Genomic DNA, 26,386 nt, shown 5'->3' on the forward strand with positions numbered 1-26,386 from the left:
TCATGAGCAGCCAATGTTGATAAAACGGAAAAATAGAAAAACCTAAAAGGGTAAAAACAATCGCACAAACGTTTAAGCGAATTTGCTTAAAATTTTGCTAATTTCAAAATATTATTTATAGGGTGGCAATTAGGATTTTTTTTGGGGTATAAATTTTGGATTTGAAGATATAGGCTTTTAAACTAGTGGAGTAATGGACAAAATTGATGCTGTTTTCTGAGTTCCAATGCCTTAAAAAACTCATACAATACTTGCCAGTACTGCATTTTAGATGTTTTTTTGTAATCAATATTCTATTGGAAATGCTTTGATTGCTTAAAACACAATGCTAGCCTTAATTACAGGGAATTTGAGCATCAATTTTGTCCATTACCCCAAACTAGTAAAAAAGGGCGGAAGGATTATTAAACCCTCCGCCCCTGAAGATTAATTGTTTTATGCCTTTTACTGCACCGTTACACTCATCTCATAAACCACGCCTTTGCTATTGGCAGAACTGATAGTAACATTATAAACCCCATTCGCCAGTTTTTCAGTGATGCTTAGGCTATGAGTAGCAGTGCCGCCGTTATGGCTTACTACTTCTTCATGCACTTTCTGACCTATGCTATTGTACATACTTACTGTGTACTTACCTGCTGTGACATTTGACAGTTTCACGTTCAGCACTTTGCCGATGAGTGGGTTAGGGTATAAGTTATACGTTGTAAGTTGTACGTTATACGTTGTAAGTGCAACTACATTGCTGTAAGCTGTGCTTCCATCTGTGCTTATGGCTTTTATGCGGTAGTATGTAGTACCTGTTGCTACGCTGTTGTCCACATAGCTGTATGCCGCAGTAGCCGTGTTCTTGGCTGCTGCTGTGCAGATGCTGGTATAGCTTGCGCCATCGGTTGACTTTTCTACCGTGTAGCTTGTTACCTTGTCCTCCCCTACTGTGTTCCAGTTGATGGTGGCTGCACTGTTGCTGCTATTCAATGTTGCAGTCGCTGTAATGCTGTTCACTGCCAGCACCGTTGGCTTGAACACAATCCTGAACCTATTGGCATAAGTGGCGGCAACAGTGTTGACTACTGCGAAGCTAATGGTGTTCAGGCTGCTCTCAAGTGCAGTGTAGGTTTTGGTATAGCCATCGTATATATAAGGCGTAAGGCCATTGCTGTTGTAGCTTGAACCATCTATTTGCAATTGGTAATTAGCCTTCACTACCTGTGCCAACTGGATAGCGATAATATCGCCCGTTGTGGCTGGCCGCCTGCCATCGATGCTCAATGCCTTGGTGGCGCTTAGTTCCCTTATGGACAGGTTGTCGCTGCTGTTATCCAGTTTAGGCGCATCCTCGTTGCTATTGTAGCCATTACTATAACTGTCGCTAAAAACAATACTAGCTATGTCCATCTTGTGATATTTTCCACTGCCAGCAGTTTCTTCCCTTAACAAAGCAAGTGGCAATTTGCTGCTGATGCCGAAAACTGCTGTCTGGTTGCCAGGTGCCTTGGCTGCTTCCGTGAAGCCAATCACTGGGTACTTAGGATAGCCTTTCTTGTTCTGGATGAATATGGCCTGCCCAGCTTGTATGTAAGGGTTGCTCACCGAGTTGCCCGCCACATAGGCACCTGTTGCGCCAATGGTTGGGTCCAGGTAATAGTAGTAGCCTTCTATGCTGTCCCTTGTTAGCTTGCTCCAGTCAACAGGGCAAACATAAGGGTTGGCCACCAAGTTGAAGCTGCTGTCTGTGGCATTGTTCAAAGCGTAAGTGCTGTTGGCATAAGTGCTGCCCGTAACTGCGTTGCTCACGCCTGTTGGGTCATAAGTAACATTGCCCGTAACCAATGTGCCGCTTGCCTCCAACCTAGTGGCGTTGTACATCAACAAGCCTAGTGGCGTGTTGGGTATGCCAGTGCCGTAAAGGTTGAAGCTCCTGTCGCCCCTGATCAATAGCCTGTAGCCCGTGAAAGGCGTTACTAACACATTGGTGTTGGCAACAGTTGCCCAATTGCCATTTATGTAGGTATAGGCCGTTTTCACACCATTGGCACTCACGTCAAAGTGGTTCGCATCTATGCTGTTGGGGGTGCTGGTTGTGCCAGCAACACCTGTGCCGCCTGTGATGAACATGCCATAACCACTCTTGCTATAGCTGCCGCTTTCTTGGTAGGTATTGTACAGGGTGTTGGATGTATTGTACACACTTGGGGCGATGTCGCGGTAGCTGCGGTAACCGCTAGGTATGTACCTTTCTACTGTAACCGTGCCGCTGATGCTGCCACTGTTGCCACTTGTGCCAACTGGTGCAAGCGTTCCGCTGCTGGCAATGCTGTTAGATTTGAACACCACATTGCTATTGGTTACCAAAGTGCCGCTTTGCAGGGTCAACACGCCCGTGATATTCAACTTGCTGCTGCCACTGCTTACAGTTGCACCGTTGCTGTTGTTCAAGGTAAGGCTAGCTACAGTGCCCGTGCCGCTATAGGTTTGGGGCGATGTGCCGCCCAGCACCAAAGTGCCTGTGCCATTGATGGTACCGTTGTTCGTGAAGTTCAATGTTGGCGACAAGCTAACCCCGCTGTTAAGGGACAAGGTTGCACCACTGTTGATAGTCAGGTTCTTTACGCCTTGGCTGGCTGCCAATATCGGCGATTTGCTTGCAGAGGCTATCACCACGTCAACATTTGATGTCGGTACGCCATTGCTCCAGTTGGCTGCCGTGGCCCACGCCGTGCTTAATGCGCCTGTCCAGGTGGTGGCGGTTACCACCACGTTGCCCGTGTTGCCAATTACATAGTAATTATTCCCGCTTGCAGGGATAGAAAGCCCAGATGCTGTTAAAGTATAAGGGTTGCTGCCTGTTGGCGTGCCAAGGTTGCTTACTACATAAGAAGTCTTGTATGTACCCAGCTCGCAGGTGCTGCCTACAAGGAAGGCCGAAGAAAAATCTGCCGTGTTGAACTGGTACTGCACCGTTGCCGTTGTTGCCGCGCTGCCCAATACGCCCCATTGCAGTTTCAGCACTTGCGTGCTGTCCCCTGGCTGGTTGGTATAAGTATTTTGTACACCAGTAGACAAATTGGATGTACCTGTTGTATTAGTAATATTCAATGGCGCATAACTTGTAGTTGTCCCTATCGGGAATAGCGTTGCTGAGTTGCCAACTGAATTCCTTGTGAATACACCAGTACTATTGGTTACCACATAGTTGCTGCTGCTGTTGCCGCTGATAGTTGCCCCAGAAGCCAACACAAGGTTGCTCGTGCCAAGGGTAATTTTGCCGCTTGTCAATGTCAATGCACCATTTACAGTAGCTCCCTGCGATTGGTTCAATGTAACACCGCCTGCGTTGTTGATTACCAAATTATTGATGACATTTGTAGCTGCAAGCGCTTCTACGCCCATTGTAGTGGCGACAGTGCCTGTGTAGCTAAAGTTGGCAGTGCCGGCATAAGTTGGCACGCCGCCAAGCACCAAGGAGCCAGTACTAGTTTTATTGTATGTAAAGGAAGAACCTGCGCCCATCGTTAAATTGCTGCCATTGGCAAATGTGGAGGTACTGGCATTGGTGCTGTTCAAGGTAAGCCCATTGGTTACCGCGATTGCTTGGCTCAACGTAGGGGATGCATTCGTTACCACCAAATTGCTTATTGTCGCTGGGCTGAATGTTGATGCAGGTATAGTAGTTGCATTAGCCAATGTAACCGTCGCATTCGCATTGCTCGCATCTATCACGCCGCTTGTCCTTGTAATGGTTGTGGCGTACATACTAAAACTTGTACCGCTTGCCAAGGATAATGTCCCTGTTGTCAATGTAAGTGCACTAGTAACTGCTACCGAATTGCCAAGTACAACTGTACCACTTGCGCCGGTATTATTGAGAGAAAACCCACTAAAGTAATTAGCTGCTGGGTCGAAATAAAGGGTACCAAAAGCAACCGTTGTGGAAGTTATATTTATAGTACCTACCGCTGTACCAGAAGATACACCACCACGGAAATAATTGGTACTGGCCATGCTGATTGAAGACCCAGACGCTAAACTTGAGTTTCCAATTTGACCACCCATATAAAGCGTGCTAGTACTATTAGAGAGGGTAAATGACCCAGTAGTATTTGCACCAGTAAAGGTTAGTGCCCCTGCTAAAATCAAAGAACTGTTTGAAGGAAGTACAACCGTGTTGGATGCCGTTGTATTGGCCAGTTCCAAATTGATAACATGTATTTGACCACCAACCGCTACATATTTAGTGCTGGTAGAAGTAGCAATTGTTGGAGAAGTAACTGAACCAGAGGTAGCAGTGCCATCCACAGAATAACCAGTAGGTGCGGATGTATAACCTGCTCCAGGATCTGTAATCGTAATTGCAGATACAGCCCCAGTGTTAACAGTAGATACTAGCCCCTTGGCTGGAATTGAGAATGATCCACCAGTAAAAGTTACAGTGGCTGCGCCAGCAGTTAATCCGTTAGTATTGCCAGCGGCAACTGTACCTGTACTAATTAAGCCAGAAGCAGTGGCCGTACCCGTCATAGATAATTTGCCTGACGAGCCATTTACTTGTATCCTTGCAGGCGTGTTATTAAATAAATTGCCGCCAAAAGAAAGGGTATAAGCACCATCATTCAAATGTGCGCCAGTAACACTACTAGATGTCCTTAAAAAGGCAACATCACCACTTACAGCAACATTCCCCCCTAAAGCAACAGATGCAAAGCATGAAATGGCTAAATTGCTCAAGGTAAGTGTGCCACTTGAAGTGCCCAAGGTAGGGCTAGTGGCATTTGAAAAGTATAGTGCAGCCCCCGCTGGGATAGCAGCAGTTGTAGCTGTAGAAATCGTAAGCGTTGTTCCTGAAATAGTGGATACCGTGGTGCCACTTGCAATGCCACTAAATATTGCTGACACATACTGGCCAACAACAATAGAAGAATTGGCAGCAGACAATGTGATGCTGGTTGATCCACTTGCAGTAGCGGAGCCACCCGTTGTTTGTGTGGTAACTGGCGACATATTAATCCTGCCAGTTCCAGAAACAGTTCCTGTGCCCGTTACATTTCCAGACACAACAATATCCTTCCCACCGTCTGCTAATGTGCCACTAGTAAGCGTAAGGTTACCAATACGGGAAGGCGCAGATGAAACAGTTACAGTATTGCTACCAGTTGCTATTTCCAATGTAGCTAATGTGCCGCTACCAGATATAGTTGCATTGTTAGCTGCCGATGTCATTGAAATTTTTCCCGTGCCAGAGTGGCTGCCCGCAACACTTAGGTTGCCAGAAACCGTTAGCGTAAAGCCTGCATCAGCTAAAGTGCCTGCTGTTAATGCCAGGCCTGTAACTGTTTTAGAAGCGGCTAGGGTATATGTGCCTGTTGAATTTATCGTTAATATTCCTAACGACCCTGAGGCAGGGGCCAATTCATTGCCTGCGGTTGCACCAGTGCCGTTGTAAGTTACTGGAACGCTAGTATTGTATATAGGCGCGCTACCTGCAAAACTACCACCAGTCCTAATAAGGCTACCATTTACCGTGAGGCTACTTGCAGCCAATGTAAATGTGCCTCCCGTAAGTGTTACTGTGCCAGTTACCGTTTGCGCCCCACTGGTTATGGCTGCCCCATTTGTATTGTTTATTGTTAAATTATAAATATTTCCTGTGCCAGTAATTGACTGTGCAGTGCCTGTTGATGCAAGGTTTAAAATACCTGTAGAGCCAGCTATCGTTCCATTATTAATGATGCTTGCACCATTTACAGTAATGGTAGCACCGCTGCCCAAAGTAACAGTAGCACTGCTGTTTATGCTTAATGAATTGACTTGGACCGTAGTACTTGCAGCAACCAAAGGGGCAAAAGTAGTACCAGAAGGGATAATGGCATCCAATGTTGATGTTGGAAGTATCCCACTACTCCAGTTGCTGGCAGTAGCCCAATCGGTGCTTGTGCCACCCGTCCAAGTGGTATAAGTAAGTGCGACAACAGCACCTGTATTCCCCAATATAAACTGGTTAGTGCCACTCGCGGGCAATGTAAGCCCAGTATAACTTGTAGCAGTTGCACCTATTGAAACAGATGAATAACTATTTATGTAAGAAGAACCATCATATTGCCCAAGGTCGCCGGATACTGGTGCCGTAAACCCTGAAGCAAAGTTGCCGCTGGTGTAGCCAAAAGTAATATTAGTGTTTACAGATGGGCTTGCCAAGGCAGACCATTGTACGTTTATTACACCTGTAGAAGTATTTACAGCAGTAGTGCGGAATGCCGCATTAGCAGTAATGTTTGCACTTGCGCTTGCATCCTTGTTAGTAATGGTAATAGGTGTATAGTAATCTGTACCTGCATTGGTAAACCCTATTGGGAAGACCGCAGAAGCATTGGCAGCTATACCATTTCGGGTTACAGTACCACCGCTTGACAAAATATAATTACTGCTACTAGCCCCGGTAATGCTAGAGCCGCTAGCCAACACTAAGTTGTTTAACCCTATTAATAGTTTACCGCTGGAAAGTACCAGTGTACTACTGCTGGCAGTAGTTAACCCTGCATTTAGCGAAACTTTTGCACCACCACTAATAGTAAAAGTGTTTACTACGCCTGCTGCTGTTGGAACTTCATTGCCAGTAGTTACAGCCGAAGACCCTATATAACTTAGGTTAACAGTACCCGAGAACGTAGGTACACCATTTAAAGTAATATCACCCGTGCTTGTTTTGTTATAGATATAGTTGGAACCAGAACCCATAGTAAGGTTTGTTCCGTTAGCAAATGTGTAAGAAGTAGCATTTGTTGCATTTACCGTAAGCGTATTGGTTACCGATATGGCTTGGCTTAAAGTAGGCCCAGCATTGGTAACAGTTAGGTTGCCAATAGTTGAAGGATTGAATAACCCAGATGGAATAGTGGTAGCATTTGTCAATGCAATAGTGGCAGTACTACTACTAGCATCTATTGTACCCGAAGTTACCGTTACTGTTGCTGGCAAGGTCAATGTTGCACCTGCACCAACTGTAAGCGTACCCGCTGTAAGTGTTAGTGCAGTTGGTTGCAAATTATTACCAATTGTTGCACCGCCCAAAGTACTTGTAACAGCAGCAAAATTATTAGTAGTACCCGGGGTTGTCTGGTCAAAATATAGCGTACCTACACTAGCAGAAGCGTTAATGATAACATTACCTGCCCCAGCAGCATTGGCACTAAAGCTATTGCCACTATTCATTGACACGCTTACGGCACTTCCACTGTTCCCAATCGTAAAATTGTTTGTGGTGGAGTTTGCCTCACCCAATAAAATTTTACCAGAGGTATTACCAGCGGCAAATGTTAAACCGCTTGCTACAATCATGCTCCTACTGGTTGCAGGTGCTACAGATACAACATTGTTGCTTACTGTATTGGCTAATTCCAAATAATTGATAATCAGGTTATGATTACCAACAGCCAAGTACTTTTTGGCAGTAGTGTTTGCCAATGTAAATACTACACTTACTGTTGCAGGATTGCCACCAGCACTGGTAACGTTTGCTATGGAAGCACCAGACACAGGTGAAGTACTGGTATAGCCTGTTCCATAATCACTTATAGTAGCGGCCGTAATAGCACCGCTACTAACGGTATTTACAGTCAACTTAATGGGTACATGTGTATTGCCATTTGGATCAGCAATACTTATCACGTCATTTACAGCATAGCCAGTACCGCCCGAAATAGAAGTTAAACTAATGGCACTGGATTGTGTAGCTGTTCCAGTCATAGATACCTTGCCAGTAGAAGAAGTACCATTAATAGTTGCTACATTGCCACCATTATTAATGATATTGCCACCCAAGGTCATTGTATTGCTCCCCAAAAGAAATGCTGTGCCACCTGGCTTATTTACCCTCAAGTCGCCACTAACGGCAAAACTGCCATTAGCCGTTATGGTATTGCCATTCTGATAGAAATTACCAACAGTAATCCCCCCAGCTATAGTTGAAACTGTCGTCATGGTTAAGCGGCCATAACCAGTATGTGTGCCACTAGTACCTGCCAAATTGCCCGCAAGGGTTATTTCATAACCCCCATCATTTAAAATACCACTTGTTAACGTAAGCGTACCTGCAATAGACAAGGCAGCACCTACTGTAATGGTATTGCCAGCCCCATTGGCTATTTCTAAATTTGTCAATGTAGGTATGCCAGATATTGTCTTGCTTGTACCAGTCATTTTTATTTTACCTGTACCCGTATGTGCACCAGTGCCACTCAAGTTTCCAGTATTGGTAATGGTAAAGCCACCATCAGCCATTGTGCCACTTGTTAATACCAAAGCTCCTACTGTTCCGCTAGCACTTGCTGTAATGGTATTACTACTACCTGGGGCAATTTCCAATATGGCACTGTTCGTGGTTCCTGCAGCAAAAGTTTTACCGGTAGTAGCCATTTGTATGGTGCCGCTACCAGCAATAGTTCCATTATTCTGAAGATTGCCATAAACGGTTAATGTTATACCAGAATTAACTGTCAACGTACTACCACTATTAATAGTTAAATCCCTGCACACCGCACCAGCAGCACTAACCGTAACATTCGTAGCAATAATTGCATCGTCTGTACTTGTTGGCGGCACTGTATTAGCCTGCCAAGTAGAGGCAGTTCCCCATGCAGTGGCATTTACAGATTGGTACAAAGGCGTAGCCTGCGTTACATTCGTCAAGGCAATGTACGAAGACCAGCCACTGGAAGCCGAATAAGAAACACCCTCGGCAGCCCCTGGAATTAATGTAGTGGATGGCGCAGCAGAAGCACTGCTTACCGCTGCATTTGTCCAGGTACTCTGGTTACTGGAACTTACCAAATACATGGCGGCAGTAGGGTCGCATATAGGTGTTCCAGACGCATCGCCCTGGCCAGAACTTGCTCCTGCATATCCTAAACCAATAGTTGCTGCACTGGCAGTTGCAGGTGTTATAGTCCATCTTTTTTTAATTACCCCATTTGCTATTACAGAGCCAGCGGGCTGAACATCCTTAACACTAAAGCTTGTAATGGACGCAGTTGTAGGATTGATTGTTACAGGATTATAACTAATATTTGTTCCTATCCAAATCGGGATTGCCGTACCAGCAGTAGTAAGCCTTGTTACAATACCCGTTTGGCTACTACCATTAATGCTAAACCATTGTGTAGGTGCGCCACCATAAGAAAATACTACAGCAGTAGGGGCTACGGAACAAACACCTGCTGTTACAGTATAAGAGGCTACCCCGCCTGTACCATCTAGCGTAGCATATGCCACAGGCGCCGTTGAACAGGTGCCTCCAGTAAATGACACCAAAGGAGCAGTGGTAGTATAGCCAGAGCCGGCAGTAGTAGTACTATATGTACCCGCAGTATAGTTTACACTAGAAACTGTAGGTGAAGTTCCAGTAAAATTACTGGTATTTACTAAATTAACAGTTTGGCTGGTTGCAGTTGTAGAATAGCCTGCCGTATTTAATGCCACACTGCCTCCATCGACAACAGCACCATCAGCTACATTAATAATAATTGATTGCCCTGTTAGGCTTTTTAATATCCTGACAATAGAGCCAAGCTTTAATACAGCCCCTCCATATACACTGAGTGTTATGTTTTGTGAAGAACCTGTAAAACTGGTTGTTTCTAAATTAAATTGACCTGTGCCAGTACCACCTGAGCAATCCAAAGCACCATTGATATTAAAAGTAAAATTTCCAAGATTATTGCCACTACATGGGGCATAGGTAGTGCTATATGAATTTGAACCAAAAGCAGCAGGTGAACCACCCGTCAACTTAACTAGATACCCTGCATTAACAGTCAGCGTCCGGCCAAAATTATCAACCCCACCACCCCCAGTAAGCGTCAATGAGGTTTGGTTAGTTACATTATTGCGCATCTGCATATCCATCCCTAAAACGATTGTTTGTGCAGCAGAGAGGGCTGTACCTGACGAGCGAATGGACGCTATATTCAGCGTACCCGCACCCGAAACAGTAACAGTACCCGTACCAGAAAGAAACATACGTATGCCATCACCTGCTGTAACGTTGCCCGCAGTAATAGGGACAGTGGTTCCTAAAACGCCATTAATTGTAGCATTTCCACCTACATATAGTGAGCTAACAGTACCCCCGCCCGAGTTTACGGTTGTCATAGCTCCTCCAGATGCTATGGTTAGGTTACCAACTGGAGCACCTGAAGCACCAACCGTTTCATATATGGTATGCCCAGCTTGTATATACACATTATTACCAGAACCAGGTGTTGTTCCCAAACCTTGGGTTACCCAAGTACCCGGGCTACCTGCCACGGTACACTTTTCCCATACAGAAGTTATATTGGCATCTTGAAAAGTAACACTAGGTACTGATGTAAAACCAGCACCGCCATTTTTTACAGTGATTGCCGTAACAGAACCAGAACTAACTGTAGATACAGTCCCTGCTGCTTGAATAGTAGCCCCTCCGCTCGTTGTAAAGAGAGTGCTACTTGTTGTATAAGCAGCTGTAGTGCCGCCATTTCCTACTGTAAAGGAAACTACCTTTAATACTGCTGTGCCCGTAGCAGTTGTAGTACTCGCACCCGCAGCAAATGAAATAGTAGGCACACTTGTGTATCCTGTGCCTGTAGCACTTATTGTAACACTGACAACACCATTGTATTGTGCAGTAGCAGATGCACCAGTACCAGCGGCATCCGTAATCGTAACCGTGGGGGCAGAAGTGTAGCCCGTACCACCTGACACCACCTTAATAGCAGTAATGACACCACTAGAAACCAAAGCAATAGCAGACGCTCCCGTGCCAACTCCTCCAGAAAAAGTAATTACGGGCGCCGTATAACCGGTACCGCCGCTGCCAATCACTACACCAGTTACCTGTCCATTGCCAATGGCACAGGTAGCAGTACCTACTGTGCCAGCACCTGCTAAACCAACAGTAACAGCGGGTGCAGAAGCATAGCCAGAACCACCATTGGTGATGGTTACATAACCCAAGCCCAAAGCGGCTGTAGCAGTAGCACCAGCTCCAGTTCCTGCCGTATTTACTGCATAGCCTGTTCCTAAAGAACGGAAATCATTTACAGAATAAGTCTGAGCATTTACAGCATTAAAACTGAATACAAAACAGGCAGCTGCCATCAAAAAAGCCAGCGAACGCCGAAAAAGGAGACTTTTTTTCATGTACTGCAATTGTTTGTAAAAAACTGGGCAATTTGCGCTCGAAGAATTGTATTTCATATATTAGGTATGTAAGGCAACGTTAAAAAACAAGATATGCAAGGTTGTTTAGGATGGCATATTGCCTTGCTAGGCAGAACTTATAAAACAAACAACATGGCTAGGCTTCCCATTATCACGGCTGTCGCGTGCATTACAATAAGTAGTATAAGTTGTAATCATTTTCATATAGCAAAACACAAAAAAAGGTATCTAAACGCTCTTTATAACCACTAGTCAATCGTTCAACTAATCATGTTAATCGTTTAAGCTAACTGCCTTATCTTACCTACTATTTTAAAGGGAATAAAATGGCAATGCATAAACGTTTAAGCAAAACTAAGTGATTTTATCAATACACCAAAAAAAATATTAACTTTTTTTTCCACACCCAATTTCGCAACCCAAAGTATACACGTTTACATTAACCCAAATTGGTTTGCTTAAAAAGAATGGCTAAACCGCAAAGTATGCAGTACCACTAAATGCAAAGGGATGTAAACAAAAGAGAAAACAACCCATTTAAAAGAAGGAAAGTTTGGGAAAGCATTTGCAAAAAAGATTTGTCCATAACTCATTAAAAATGTAGTATTGCCTAACCGTTTAAATGATTGCCGTCTAATAAATTGCCCCACAAAATGCTTTTTACCGTACAGCATCAACACGCCACTATGAATAAAATTTATACAACAAAAAATATGCTTAAAAAGAACTGTCTAATAATCTTATTAGTGCTTGTTACAAATTTGCTAAACGCCCAATTGGTTGACTCCATTCGTTTTGGGGATACACTTTCTGAACAGGGCCATACGCTTATTGCCAGCAACACAAAAATACTGGCGGGCAGCCTTGGCCAACCCGCAAGGCAATGCCTTGTACCTGCCACATCCAATATTTACGGCGGCAGCCTCACTTTTATCATGAAAGTAGATCCTGTAAACCGTAATTACTTCACCATAAAATTATGGGGTGGGGACGATGGCACAATCACCACGGCAGGCAGGTTGTATTTGTATGCACCCCTTAATGGCATTAATTACCAAGTAGGCTACCGCCACGAAGGCGATTATACATGTTTAAGTGTAGTTGGCAGCAAGCAGCCATTGCCTGGCCGCTTTTTTTATTCCACTACTATGCTGCCCTTGTCTTTAACCAAAGGCAAAACATCGGTTACGCTAAAAATAATTTCTGCTGGGCGCCTTTATGGGTTAGGGAACGGCGGCCCACCCAATGGCAGCTACCAGTTTTATATGACACAACCTTCCAGGGGTATTTACAAAGCGTTTACGCATATAGACCCCTATCTGGATGTGAGTACCGAGACACAAGGCAAAACACCTGCTTCCACTGTTATGCCAACACCTACGGTGTCTGTGCTAAACAAAGGGGGTACTTACTATAACCAAGTTAATAACCGTATTAACAATAGGCTAAATACGGCTACAAGTGTTACTGCTTTTAGCACCACAGATGTAGAATATTTGGCAAAATCTTACTTCTTGGCCGGCATGGCTGGCTATAATAATCCAGCGGTGGTTACCAAAGTAACGGCTTTACTAGATGCTTTTGCTGCAGATTATTACACCGATAACGGGGCTGTGAATGGGGGTGCAAACGAGGCATGGGGCGGCCGGTACGGCCATCTGGGTTATGCCATTTATTTGTTGAGGGAACAATTACAAAACACATTGGATGCCACTACCAACTATGGGGCAATAGCTGGCTTTAAAACACATAGGCAGGCTTGGGGCGATATACTAACCGCTAGCAGGAACACAGGCCGGGCAAACCGTGATGGGCGGTTTATTACCAACCAATGCCTGCTTGCCGATGAAAGTATTTACAAAGCCAATAAGGGCCTGCTGGCGCTAAGCGATAGTAGGGCACTCCCAGAACAACTTGCCCAGCGCTACCTGATGGAAAGTATTGGGATAAGCCCTTGGCTAGGTGCAGATGATACTAGCGCAAATACTAGTTCGCTAAATGCGGGTTCAAATTATTATCAAGTTACACAAAAAGGGCTTTCCAGGGAGAATGGGTATGTGGGCTTGGCCTATGGCGAAATGCAGCAACACGCGGCGGCTTTTTACAAATACACAGGTAATGAGAAATTTAGGCAGCAAGCCATTAAAATGCTGAAAGCCCGTGTTAGTTTCCGCAGGCCTGCCGTGCAGGTAAGCGGCAGCAGTTATTATACTGGCATGGAAGGTATTGGTTTGCTGGCATGGCGTGGTGCCGGGGAAGTAGATGGTGAATATGCAGATGGATTGGCTTATGGCGACAAGGCAGGGGGCGGCGGCCCACTTGCAGTTGCTGCAACAACTTTAGATGCAGATTGTATTGGCTATGCCAAACAATGCCTGAACGACAACCAATTTTTTGTTGTGTTGAGTAATGCACTTGCCATAACACCTGAAGGCCTAGATGTTTTTGGCGATTATAATACAATAAAAAATGCTTCCGACAATGGGAAACGACTGCCTATGACAGAAGGCCAGCCTGATTTTGCGTGGGCTGATGAAGAAACAGGTATAGCTGCGGTAAAGAAAAACAACGAGCGATTATGGATAGAGCCTTACTGGCAGGCAAAAGCACAAAGTGCCATTAGTGCCGTGGCACGTTTCCATTACAGCACCCCTAATTATGACCAGTATGGCGTTTTGGAAACCAACCCTCTGTTTACTTACAGCGGACAGTACATTACAAGGCCCAATTATGCTGATGGTATGGGGGGTTCAGGATATACGCCATTTGACAACCCCGTGAATATTTACGCAGGAGAAAAACTGCCAGTTGCGGCCAATGGGTTAGCCGTGCCCCCAGCAGGAATCACAAGCAGCTCTTCCTACGGGCCTTTTATGGGCAAGGCAGATGCTTATTCCTTTAGGTTTGGCAAATTCCTGATAGGGATGAATAGCAGCTTTTTTAAAAATTTCACTTTGCAGGTACCCAATGGCTTTAAGGCTGCCCCTGATGTGGTTTCAGGGAAAACTTATACGGGCAATGTTGACCTTTCGCCTTTATCCACCGCTATATTGTACCTGGACAACTATATTGACACCGTTCCTATACCTAAAGCCCCTTTATTGCTATATTTATCAGGCACTACTGCCATTAAAACTACTTTAACATGGCGTTCGGCGGCAGGAGCCACAAGTTATACCGTGAGGCGTTCGCTCATAAAAGGGGGAGGATATACAGATATAGCCACAGCCATTACCGATACTACATTTACAGATAACACACTTATGCGTGGCAGTAACTATTACTATGTGGTTGCAGCAATAAATAATAATGGCACAAGTTATAATTCAATGGAAACATCCACGGCTGGTTTCAAAGCCCCAGCCCCGCAAATTTCAAATGCAGGCACAGATACGGCTTATATAGGCACACCTTATTTTTATACCATTGCAGCTTATCAATCGCCTAAAGCTTTTGCCACTACAAACTTGCCATCTGGCTTAACTATCAATGCGCAGAATGGCATTATATCTGGTTCACCCCTTGTGGCTGGCACATTTGTTATACCTGTAAGTGCTACCAATAGTACAGGTGTTGGCACGGTAAATTTTACATTGGTGGTTATAAACCCCAACAAACCTGTTATTACCAGCAGCGATACCGCAAAGGCTTATGTGGGCATTGTATTCAGTTACCAGATAGCCGCAACCAATAGTCCAACGGTTTTCAGAGCAGATAGCCTGCCCGCCTCTTTGTCTTTGGATAGTATAAAGGGCATTATAACAGGCACATTGCAAAGCACGGCTACTGTTCATTTAACCATCTATGCCGTTAATACTGGCGGTGTAGGAAGCCGTAAACTGGTTATATTGGTAGGGCTTCCGCCAGCACCAGTTATCATTAGTGCAAGCTCGGTGCATGGTGTAGTAACCAAATCATTTAGTTATGCTATCAATGCAACCATTACGCCCTATTCCTTCAAAGCTATTACATTGCCATCTGGTTTGGTGTTGGATACCCTAACAGGTATTGTGTCGGGTGCACCAACAAAAGCAGGCACTTATTCAGTAGTGGTATATGCTACCAATGCTGGCGGTACGGGAAAGGCTACTGTTAGTTTTATTATACAGGATGTACCCCCGGCTCCATGGGTTGATACTGATATTGGCACGGCTTTAAATGGGTATGGTGCTTATAATGGGCCCACGGGCGAGTTTACAGTTGCAGGTGCCGGCAATGATATTGGCGGCACTTCAGACGGGTTTAATTATTTGTACCAGCCCGTGGTTTGTTCCACTGCAACCAGTATTGTTGCCAGGCTATCAACAAGGAAGTTAGCGGCAGGTGGTGGTGGCAGCCCTAAAGACAAAGTAGCCCTGATGGTGAGGGAATCTACCGCTGCCAATGCAAAGCATTTTACAGTTTTTGCAGATGCCAACCGAAACGCATATGCAATAGCTCGTACTTCAAGCGGTGGCAGCACCTCGGGGGTTGGCACGGGAATTCCTTTAGATATACCTGTATGGTTGCGTATAGACAGGGATAGCAATAGTTTTACAGGCTATGCCTCGTTAGATAGTAGCAACTGGGAAACAATAGGTTCAAAAACCTTTACGATGAATGCCAGTATGCTGGTAGGCGTGGCTGTTACATCTAGGTTGCCAGCTTTGGATATTGCCGTATTTGATAGTGTAACTGTTTCTACCGATTGCAGCTTGCTTCCACTTACGTTGGTAAATTACCAAGCCGCATGGAAAAAAGACAAGATAGCCGTAAGGTGGACGGCTTTGAATGAACAAAACAACAGCCATTTTATATTGCTGCGGAGTGCTGATGGCAACAATTATAGCCAAGTAGCCACAGTGTCATCGCTTGGGGATGGCATGCATACCTACGAATGGCTGGACAACAACCCAGCTATTGGGAATAATTACTACAAATTATTGGAGGTGGACAAAGACGGCACTTCTAAGGAGTTGGGAACTCGCTTGGTAAGGTACGTTGTTGCACAGCGTGGCTGGTCGGTTTACCCAAACCCGGTAAACACAGGCAATTGCGTAATAAAGTGCGATAACGCTACCAATAAACAAGTAGATATAAAACTATTAGACGCCTTTGGCAATACAGTTTGGCACCAACAAAAAATGATGGTTTCCAATACATTGCAAGTTTATTTTGGAAATGCCCTTGCTAATGGCACTTATTGGTTACAGATAAATAATGAAGCAATGTTGAAGATGTTAATTAGCAAATATTGGAAATAAGTCTTTTAAGAGATAAGAAATAGTAACAACTTACACTTTTTTTGCCCTTAGTGCCTATTCCAGTTTATTCACCACATCTTTCTTTCTTGCTTCGGGTGTTACTTTTAATTGCTGTAGTTTGCCATCTTTTAAAACACCTTCTACAATTGTGTTTTTAGGGGCATATAATTTAAAGTCTACATCCCACCCTTTTGGCCATGCGGGGAACAGAAGTATTTTGTCGCCACGGTTTTGCAGCAGCATGTTTTGCAGTATTATTTGCCCTGCCCCTCCATTGTCCATGTCTGGCTCATAATCGTGCCCTTTTGACCAGAACCACTTGAATTTTTCGCTGCCGTAAGTGGTAAAGTTGGCGGTTACTTCTTTTTTGGCCGTGTCTGCCAATCCTAATACAGCCGCTTCTATACCATCCTGCCCCCAGCAGGTGCTGCTTTTAAAACGGCGGGCATGGAAAGTATTGGTTGCCAGCTCTACATCTGGCTGCTGCACGCCATATAACCTAAAGGGGAATACAGCGTATAATTCAGGGTTTTCTGAATTGTTTGTTTTAGAAAAAGTTTCCGCTGGCAAAATGATAGTTGTACCATTTGATACCATATCCGTAGGCAATTGTGGCACTTTTCCATCCGCATCTGTTTTTCCTTGCGCAATTGGGGGCAAATCTGTAAGGGTTTGTTTCCACATAGCCCTTTGTTGTGGGGTAGTGCTGTTTTCAGGCAAGGCCAACAGCCTTGGCAATACACATAACAACCCTGCAATATCGGGCGTTGGGTTTACGGCTTGCTGCCTAGTTTCTATGGCTTGTGCCGGGTCCATTCTTATTTTCCCGCCGGAACGTTTCCAGTGTTTGTCGTAGTAAGTGGTTATTTCCGTTGCCAAGGGCAATAAGGTATTTTTTAAATACTTGGCGTCTTGTGTTTGGGCGTAGGCATCCAGCATCATATTAGTTAGCTCCAACCCTCCAGATACATAGTGGCGTATCCATGTATTTTTGATCATCACTTCTCTGTTACCCCAGCCAAAATCGCTGCTATTGGGTGTACCCCAGAAATAGATAGTCTCCGGGAAGCAGGCACCATCGTGTTTAAAATACAGCTTCGTGCGGTCTTTTGCCAAGGGCAATGCTTTTAGGTACATATTGATGAAGGGCATTAGCAGGTCTGTATCCCCGGCAGCAATCATTGGCCAATAGAGTAGCCGCTGGTTCTGGAACCACAAATTGCCGCCCCATGCCCTAAAGTCTGGATCCACCTGGCCTTTTGCAGGGTCATATATTTTGTCTGGCGCAGGCTCCTGCCCTACTGTAAAAATGCTGCCGTTGTATTTTATAGGCATTGCACCCCTGCCAGAAGCCCCGCACATCCAGCGTTGCATGGCATAGCCTTGTGTTACTTTATCGGCATTGGCATCGCCAGTTACTTTTATCCAGCTTCGGTTCCAGAATTTATCCCACCATTGCTGGTGTGCTTGCCTGGCTTTTTCCAAGGGCACAGCATCGGTTTTAGTTACCAGTTGCAGGATGTCTTTCTGCCATGCAGTAATGTCCGTTTGTTCTGTCAAAGCGTATAAGTCAAGCTGATAAGTGGTTTGAGGCTTGGGTGATTGCAGCATTTTATCACCGCCAGCCACCAGCCCCTTGCCCTTCATTGCTACACCAAAAGACCTATTCAACAAAGGGTCTGGGTATTTAGTAAGTAAAGCCTCCAAGTGCTGGTTTTCCAGCACTATAGGGTAAGTGCTTCGTTGGTTGTGGTGAAGCCATAGCAAACGGTTGCCGTTTGCTGCCAAAACCGTGTCTGGATCAATGGTTACTTCGCCAGCTGGCAGGCCTTGCAATTCCCTTAATGCACCCCTTCCCTCCAATTCAAGCCCTTTGTTTTTGGTAACCCTGTACTCGTTGCGCCATAATTCAACATTGGCTGTAAGCACGGTTGGCTTCTCCGTGTTTAGCTCCAAGTGTATTACAGGGGCATTCGCATCTACCCAAGCACGCAAGGTGGAGTTGTTTGCCGTAACAGTTACTTCGCCTGTAATAGGGTTTAATACTTGTTTGAAAGAAGCATCTTTGGTAAATGGGCTGGGGCTAAGTTTTACCCTTACGCGGCCTAGCTTTACCAATTGGCCGTTTTCTGTCCAAGCATCTGTTTTGCTTATCAGGAAAACAATGTCCCCATTTTCCTCTGTCCATAGGTTTATTCCAAGGTCGCCATTGCCTAAGGGCATGGAGCTTTTATAGTCTTTGCCTGGCTCGTTCCAAGTAACGGCATATTCATTGGTCTTGGTTGTTTGCTGTGCTTTTGCAGCAGGGAGCATTGCCGTGAAAAGGGCTAAGTAGAAAAAGTAGGGTGCAAATTTTTTCATATCAAGGAGTTAATGATTGCCACGAAGGCACCTAGGCTCAAAGCAGCACTAAGAAAAAAGAAAGAAGAAAAGGGCGTATGCAATCCCCCCCTACATGCAGGCCGCCGTACAATGCCATTACGTGATTCTGATTTTCATAGGCAAGCACAATCGGTTGTGCTAAATGATGTGCCGATTTTCCTATTCAGCCCTTTACCCTTCTATCAATATACAATCCCAGGGCTGCAATGTCTTTTCCCATTTCAGGCCGCCTTGCGCATTGGCACTTGCTTTTTCTTTCAACGTGGCAAAAGCGGCTTCTTTCAATTGCTTGGTTTGTTCCCTTGTAGGTGGCTCGGGGCTGCCCATTGCCTTCCATTTTGGGAAAGCAAAACCGTGGTTCCTGTCCAATGTTTCAATCGTGATGTTGGCCAGTGGCTTCAAGCCCTTTATATCCAAAGTAAACTTGCGGGGCGTGCCCATGTTCAATACTTCCTCCACATTGCCGTCAACCACGTCTTTCCTTTCGGATGGGTAGTGGAAAAGCAGGGTGGTTGTTTTTTTTGTATTGGAATGGCGGGTTACGATCATGCCTTCCTCCTTGTGCAAAACCTCATCGCCCAAGCGGTTCAGCATGCGGTATGCATGGAAAGCAGGCTTGGCAATGCCCTGGTAATTAATCAACCCAAAACCGCCATGGAATATACTGTCCCCTGCCCCTTTTTCTTCAAACACATCGGTAAATGTCCAGTAAGACAAAGAATCAACTAGGCCAATGGAGTCCACATTTGCTTTTATCACATAAGTGGCTGCTTGTAAAGAATCGTGCGTGCTGTCCCTTGGCGAGGGGCTGCTGCTCCATTCAGTACAGTGTATTTCGGCTTTGCTATGGGCACTTTCGGCTACTGTTTTCTTTAGCCATTGCAAGTCTTCGGTTGTGGCATTTACTTTCCGTACCCTGCCTGCACCCTTTTTTGTGTCGGGGTCCAATGCCCAGTCCGTAGGGTAAGGGTGCGTGCAAATAAAATCGACAGGCAGGTTTTCCTTGGTGCAATAAGCCAAAAAGTCTTTTATCCACACGCCGTGCCAGTCAAGGGTATTGATGTCTTTCACCGTTAATGTCTTGTGCTTGGTTTTATCTTCTACCTCACCATCAAAACGCTCGTCAGGCACAAAGTTGCTGGTTGATGGGCCACCTACACGGAGGCTTTTGTCTATGGCTTTGATAGCTAATACCGATGTTTTGTACAATTCAAAATACTGCGATTTTGTGCCGTCCCAAAAACCATGCAGGTCTGGCTCGTTCCATACTTCAAAGTACCAGCTTTTCACTTCGTCCATGCCATAGCGGCTGATGCAGTGCTTCACAAAATTGCTAACCAATTCAGCCCACTTTGCATGGTCTTTTGGCGGCGACACATTGCCTTTCCACCAAAACTGCTGGGCAGTGGTACTGGCCATGTCTTTGGGCATGAACCCAAGTTCCACAAAAGGTTTTACGCCTATGGCCAGCATCCTGTCGAACAAGTCGTCTATATATTGCCAATTGTATATGGCATTGCCTTTTTCTTCCTTGTACACGCACATATCGTCGTGGAAAAGCCCATGGAAACGGCAAAACTGGAAGCCACAGTGTTTCTTAGCCAATTCCATCTGCTCCAGCCAGCTTGCACGCAAGCCTTCATTGGCACGGCCAGCCCCAACGCATTTACTCCAGAAATGGGTTAATGGTATCCCAGGTGCATTGGCATCTATTACAGAACTTAAGCTATTTATTGGTGTTATTTTTTGTGCATATAGCAAAGACGGTATAAATGCAGCCCCTGATGCAGTAATAAAACTGTTCTTAATAAAATCCCTTCTTTCCATTGTATGATATATGCATTGAATGATTAATAATCTAATTGTTTTGAACTACTTATGTTCACTTTTTAATAATATCAATTATCTATTTGTTGTTGTCTCCTACAGCCACGTCACTAAAAGTAGCAGTATTCAACACTGAAATATCGTGAGATGTTACACACAAGCCTATATATGCTATAGTGGGCAGCAGTATTTCTACATTTTCTAAACAAGTCCAATTTATGGCATCTAGCGAATGATAAACTGTTACCCTGTTTCCTAAACGCTCTATCTTTAGCCAATAAGGTGCTTTTAACCTTTCATGGAATTCATAGTTCCTTGGTGTTTGTGTTGGTATAGCCCAAGATACATCTGTTTTACAAAAAGCAGTTGCTCCTCGCCAAGTAGTTTTTATCCCAATTTCTGGTTGCAAAAAAATACCAACATATTTCGCATTAGGCGCAAGTGATTCTCGCAGCATAAGCCCTGCCCTTGCTTCGCTGTTTGTATTCTCTATAGAAGTTACTTGCGCAATCATTACTGCATCGCCTTTTACCATTTTGTAAGTAAATTGAAAAGCATCTGGCACATCTTGAGAAGAAGGTATTGGTATGTCTGCACCCGCTCCTTTAACAGTCCAGGTACCACCATTTTTTGTTGACGTTCCCGCTAATCCCGTATTTCCTATATCTATACTCTTTAATAAGCATTCACTTACCGCAAAAGGATGAATAATTGGTGGTAACAACCTCGCGGTAGAAGTATCTGCACTTTTCCTATACAAGAAGCCATTTTTGGTTTCCTTTACCATGTCCCGAAGCTTTTCTGTATAAGGCGTTGGGATACTTTTGCGGATGGCGTAGGCCGCTTGGATAATATTGTAGGATGGCGAACTACGGCGGGCATTTCCTGTCCACCCAAACTTATTCCAGTAACATTCATAAGGGTTTCCAAAACGGATATATTTTACGCCACTGGTGTCTATATTATACCTTGCATACAATTCTTCTGTTTTTTGAAGACGGTTATCAAGGTCTCCAAAAATATCAATCCCTTGTTTCCAAGCTACTTCTGCCGCCCAAGCCAAATTCCATATTTGACCTGCAGTATGACCCTCGTCACGGCCACAATCACCAACTTGCCCATTGCTAAGGGAATTCCCCAATCCTCCAGCAGGATCGCCACGAAGCGATGCAATTGCCTGGTTAAATTTAACTGAATCATCTAAAAAAACAGCTATCCCAATAGCAGCTTTAATGGCATCCGCACCTTGGTTAGCTCCTCTTACTGGGTTGGGTACATCAAGGGTAGGCCACAATACATTGGCAAAATAATTTCGTACATTAGCCGTGGTGCTAGCCGTCCATCCCGGATAGGTGGATTTTAATATATCCGCAGCAGTTGCATAATATTGTACCCAATCCCCCAAGTCCAGTATCGCCTCATCGCCACCCCAAAATGTATTTGTTACTGCCCAGTCATTTAGCATTTCAGTGGCTTTTTTTGCATAATCGGCATCCTTGGTAAAAACCCACATAAACGTAAGGTGATGGATGGCTTGCATATCATTAAGCCACTGCGACCTGTTTACATGTGGCGACCTTGTTACATAAGCCAAAGGGCCTTGCATTGTATAAGATAAACGGGAATGGGGATCCGCTTCAAGCACCCTGTAAGCCGACTTCCAAGGTTCTTTTTTTATATTTGCCCTCAATTGATCTAGGTCATAAGTGGTAAAGGGAATGCCAGGATGTACAAATACCTGGGTATATGCCACATTGCACCATCCTAAACAAGAAAGCATAATTATTATCAAGCAATGGATTCCTTTAGTCTTTTTTTTAATTGTAGCCATTTTAATTTTTTATCTAATCTTATATTTTCCTCTTAATATCTAACCCTTTACCATATCATAACATTACAGAAATTCCTACAATTCTTAAACACTTAAATAGCTAATATTTTTGCGTGCGCCCCCTATTAGTTTTGGCCAACATTTAGTGCCTCAACTAATTTATTTTCTCCTGTTTTTACATCAATAGTCCATGGTTTGGGTTCAGGCACCCACAATTTCCCATCCCCAATTTCCAAAGGCATCCAGATATAGCGGGAATCCCATTGTGTTTTAGGCTTCCATACATCGGCTAAAAAAATAACAGTTGTTCCTTTTGTACCTTCTACTTTTAGCAACATGGTAGATTGCCCCCCATAAGTATTGGTTTCGGGCGGAGCAATGTCTTTGAATTCAGACCATGGGCCGCTAAGGGATTTGGCAGTAGCATATTTATTAGGGTTTGCTTTCCAGCCCGTAAGTGCCGATCCTATTGAGTAATACAAACCTTTGTAATGCACTATTGCACCCCCTTCCATGTGTGCAGGTATAAGGCACACTTCTTTTTCTACATTCATATAATCGGCCGATAAAGTGGCAATCCGAAAACCAAAGGGGCGGTCTTCAAAAACAAGGTAGGGCGTGCCGTCATCATCTATAAACTGCCCTATGTCGCGGCTTTCATGCCCTAGCGGCCGGAACCTTTTTACATATTTGAATCGCCCATCAGGCTTATCGCATACAGCTATGGCTACTTGTGCTGTTTTGTAATTTTTGCTATCGATGTGCATATACATCACATATTTCTTAGTTTTTTTATTATAAAAAACTTTTGGCCTTTCCAATATCCATTTTGCGCCCATGCTGTCTGGGTCGCTCATTTTTACAACATCCCCTTTAAATGTCCAGTTCATCAAGTCTTTGGAAGCATAACAACTCACATAGCGGTAGTTGCTGTCAAGCCCTTGCGCCCTCTCCTCGCCATACCAATAATAGGTTTTGCCCAGTTTAATAATACCGCCACCATGTGCCTGTATATGGTTCCCCTTGTCATCTGGCCATAATTCATTTGGTTTAATAATTGTTTCTTTTTGGGCGAAGATTATTTGGGCAAAGCCACAAAAACACGAAAAGGCAATTAATCTTTTTAATTTCATGTACATAATTTTAATCCTACTTTGATAATTGTTTAAAACCTGTTTGAGTTAATTATTAATGTTCCACAGGGGCTTTTTGAGGTGCAACTTACTAAAATATTTTTGATTAACCGTTTATGCATAGGTGTATGATTTTATTTAGCCTTAACCGTGTTTAGAATAAAAATAAGGTTACCACAAAGTCAGCAAGGCTCAAAGAGCCACTAAGAAAAAATATAGCACTTAGCGAAAGGACGTTTGCAATACTCGCTACAAATGGCAGGATATAAATATCTTTTTAGGCATTTACCCTTCTATCAACACACAATTCCAAGGTTGTATTGTCCTTTCCCATTTCAAAACATCCTGGGCATCAGTTTTAATTGTTTCTTTTAAAGTGGCATTGGCATGAGCGCTTAAGCTATTTATTGGTGTTATTTTTTGTGCATCTAGCAAAGACGGTATAAACGCAACACCTGATAAAGCAATAAAACTGTTCTTAAAAAAACGCCTTCTTTCCTTGAAAAACTTTAATTATAATAGAATGGTTTGGTAATGGTACAATATAGTTATTATTATTTCTTTTATACATGAAAGCATTTATTATGTTATCATTTTTACGAATATGTCACAATTGTCAAAGTCCCAATATCATCCTAAATGGTAAAAATGCGTACAACAACAGTGTTACCGTTGTAAAGATTGCAATATAACGCGTGTTTTGGATTACCGTCAACCCAGCCGCGTCCTAGATATGGAACAAATATCCCGTACCTACACGTAAACGAGCAGTTTCCGTTCAACAGGCCGTATTTTTGACGTGAGTCATGTTTCTATTTTAAGGTGGTAAAAAAAATGCCCAGTCGTTGCCCGATTTTAAATCAACCATCATCCCTGCCGAAAAAGGAAACTCAATTTTAGAAGTGGACGAAGTGTTTACTTTTTTCTTGTTTAAAATTTACCATATAAGTATATGGATAGCACAATGCAGGCGAACAAGGCAAATTGTTTCTTTCTTCCTTGGGGATGGAAGCATGGCTTCTTGCAAAGAGATGTGGCGAAATCTGCCGTATGACTATTTAAAATGCAACATCTTTTCTGATTTCTGGAAAGCCTATAATTGTATCCCCGAGAAAACCCACAAAAAAGTGGGCAATGAAACAGGGGAAACAGCACATATCGAAAGGCATAATAACACCATAAGGCAACGATTTATCAGATTGGTACGCAAAAGTCTTTCATTCTCAAAAAAGGAATATATGCTAAACCTTCATTTTAAACTTTGGGCTTATTACTACAACCTTAAACATAAATAAATATATTGTACCACTACCAAAAATTTAATGCCTGTTGCCAGTTCCGTTAAATTGGTAGCAGCCAATATCGCTACCAGGGAGCGTAAATTCCGTTACACCATAAATAGGGTCGGTAGGCACTACCTGTAAGGGCGAGAAGCCTTTAAAGCCAATTCCAATACAAGGCGAACTGGCCTGAAGACCAAAGTTAAAGTTGCCAATGGCGTTGATGTCGCCTAAATTATAACCACCTTTTACAGGCAATGGATAGTTCAGAAACAAAGGATTGCCTACTTGTACCGCAGAACTGCCATCGTAGGATGCATCTGGCTGGTAGTTGTAATTGGCAGGGAGGTATGTAAATGGGTTGGGGAAATCGGTAGCTACTGGCTTGGTGACGGAACCTGGCGTAAAAGGGATAAACTCGTTGGCTACGGAAAGGCTATCTGCCCAATAATAATTGTACCCATAATTGCCATTATACATATATGCCGTGTCTGGCAAAAGAGTACTAAGCCTTAACCCATATTTACAATTCACCATCAAGTTATTAAAAACCCTGCCCCTTGCACTGTTCTCATAATTGATAGACCCGCCTTTTGTGCTGGCGTTCCTATACCCTGAATTGACAATGGTATTGTTGTAGGCATCTACGTTGCAGGTGGGCACCCCTGCAACTGCACCGGAGTTGGCCGCTTTTAGTGAGTTGGTAGCACCGCCTACGCATAAATTATAGGCGAGTACCCCTACCCCACCTGATTTAATGTTCAAGCCATCGTTGCTGGATTTGCCACATTTTTCAAACGTGCTACGCATAATGGCAAATTTGCCGCCACCCCCACCTACACGGATGGCATCGTTGATACACCCATATACCCAGGAGTCTTCAAAAACCAAATAGCCTTTGGTATTAGAGAAAAAAACAGCATACCCATTGTCTGTTTGCTTTTGACCAGACACGCTAAAATATTGCGAATTAGCAACACCCCCAGTATATCCGGCAAGCGAACCCACATATTCCAAATGTGTCCATTTAAAGACAAGGTAATTGCATGTAACATCTGCCGCCACGCCTTTCCAAAGTCCGGCAAATGCAGAGTCCTTGGAGGCTTTGTAGCCAATCTTGGGGTTATCGGTTTTGGTTTGCCCTGCCACTGTAAACCATATAGGGTTTTCCTTTGTGCCTAGGGAAAATAAGTTTCCTTTTACTATAACGCCTGCTTGGTTTTGGAAAATCAACTTCACGCCAGGCTGGATGGTAAGTGATTTGCCTGTATCTACCAATATATCGCAACTAATAATATAGGTTTTCCCAGCAAGCATGGTACCTGAAATACTTCCACACAAAGGCACTGAGTCTGTAATAGGTACTACCGCTACGGGTACTGCCGGGGCAATGTTATTGTTGTCTGTACTAAACTTTGTACAAGAACATATTTGCCAGATAACACAAACAAATAATAGGTCCATTAAAAATTTATAGTTCATTACTATTGCTTT

The 26,386-nt window shown here is 44.0% G+C and carries 8 protein-coding genes; 2 read left to right on the plus strand and 6 right to left on the minus strand.

From position 1 onward, the window contains the following. Window positions 1-444 precede the first annotated feature (444 nt). A complete protein-coding gene (locus ACHFIY_RS10725; RefSeq protein ID WP_410846090.1) occupies window positions 445-11,175 on the minus strand; it encodes a DUF8693 domain-containing protein in 10,731 nt (3,576 codons plus the stop codon). 767 nt (window positions 11,176-11,942) lie between these two features. On the opposite strand from ACHFIY_RS10725, the gene ACHFIY_RS10730 reads away from it, so the two are divergent. Next, window positions 11,943-16,439, plus strand: coding sequence for a putative Ig domain-containing protein (locus ACHFIY_RS10730; RefSeq protein ID WP_410846091.1), 4,497 nt, complete (start codon window positions 11,943-11,945; stop codon window positions 16,437-16,439). A 54-nt stretch (window positions 16,440-16,493) separates the two neighbouring features. Here ACHFIY_RS10730 and ACHFIY_RS10735 read toward each other — a convergent pair whose 3' ends face one another. The 4 genes from ACHFIY_RS10735 to ACHFIY_RS10750 form a co-directional block, all read right to left on the minus strand. Continuing rightward, on the minus strand, window positions 16,494-18,800 hold the full coding sequence (locus ACHFIY_RS10735) for a DUF5703 domain-containing protein (RefSeq protein ID WP_410846092.1): 2,307 nt from the start codon (window positions 18,798-18,800) through the stop codon (window positions 16,494-16,496). A 192-nt stretch (window positions 18,801-18,992) separates the two neighbouring features. After that, on the minus strand, window positions 18,993-20,648 hold the full coding sequence (locus tag ACHFIY_RS10740; RefSeq protein ID WP_410846093.1) for a GH39 family glycosyl hydrolase: 1,656 nt from the start codon (window positions 20,646-20,648) through the stop codon (window positions 18,993-18,995). Window positions 20,649-20,727: 79 nt separating this feature from the next. After that, window positions 20,728-22,479 carry an alginate lyase family protein gene (locus ACHFIY_RS10745; protein WP_410846094.1) on the minus strand — a complete coding sequence of 584 codons (1,752 nt, stop codon included), beginning with the start codon at window positions 22,477-22,479 and terminating at the stop codon, window positions 20,728-20,730. Window positions 22,480-22,604: 125 nt separating this feature from the next. Then, window positions 22,605-23,612, minus strand: a complete 1,008-nt coding sequence (locus tag ACHFIY_RS10750) for a family 43 glycosylhydrolase (RefSeq protein WP_410846095.1) — start codon at window positions 23,610-23,612, stop codon at window positions 22,605-22,607. Window positions 23,613-24,457: 845 nt separating this feature from the next. On the opposite strand from ACHFIY_RS10750, the gene ACHFIY_RS10755 reads away from it, so the two are divergent. Then, window positions 24,458-24,907, plus strand: coding sequence for an IS1 family transposase (locus ACHFIY_RS10755; RefSeq protein ID WP_410846096.1), 450 nt, complete (start codon window positions 24,458-24,460; stop codon window positions 24,905-24,907). A 24-nt stretch (window positions 24,908-24,931) separates the two neighbouring features. Here the strand turns inward: ACHFIY_RS10755 and ACHFIY_RS10760 are convergent, their stop codons facing one another. Further along, complete coding sequence (locus ACHFIY_RS10760) at window positions 24,932-26,356, minus strand: hypothetical protein (RefSeq protein ID WP_410846097.1); 1,425 nt, start codon at window positions 26,354-26,356, stop codon at window positions 24,932-24,934. Window positions 26,357-26,386 lie beyond the last annotated feature (30 nt).

Origin of the sequence: Parasediminibacterium schistidii, assembly GCF_046546515.1 — a bacterium.
GTDB lineage: Bacteria > Bacteroidota > Bacteroidia > Chitinophagales > Chitinophagaceae > Parasediminibacterium.

Excerpts from the sequence above, each read along its gene's own strand:
- ACHFIY_RS10740 (WP_410846093.1), bottom strand. The coding sequence starts at position 20,648 with ATGGAAAGAAGGGATTTTATTAAGAACAGTTTTATTACTGCATCAGGG.
- ACHFIY_RS10750 (WP_410846095.1), bottom strand. The coding sequence starts at position 23,612 with ATGAAATTAAAAAGATTAATTGCCTTTTCGTGTTTTTGTGGCTTTGCC.
- ACHFIY_RS10735 (WP_410846092.1), bottom strand. The coding sequence starts at position 18,800 with ATGAAAAAATTTGCACCCTACTTTTTCTACTTAGCCCTTTTCACGGCA.
- ACHFIY_RS10760 (WP_410846097.1), bottom strand. The coding sequence starts at position 26,356 with ATGGACCTATTATTTGTTTGTGTTATCTGGCAAATATGTTCTTGTACA.
- ACHFIY_RS10725 (WP_410846090.1), bottom strand. The coding sequence starts at position 11,175 with ATGAAAAAAAGTCTCCTTTTTCGGCGTTCGCTGGCTTTTTTGATGGCA.
- ACHFIY_RS10745 (WP_410846094.1), bottom strand. The coding sequence starts at position 22,479 with ATGGCTACAATTAAAAAAAAGACTAAAGGAATCCATTGCTTGATAATA.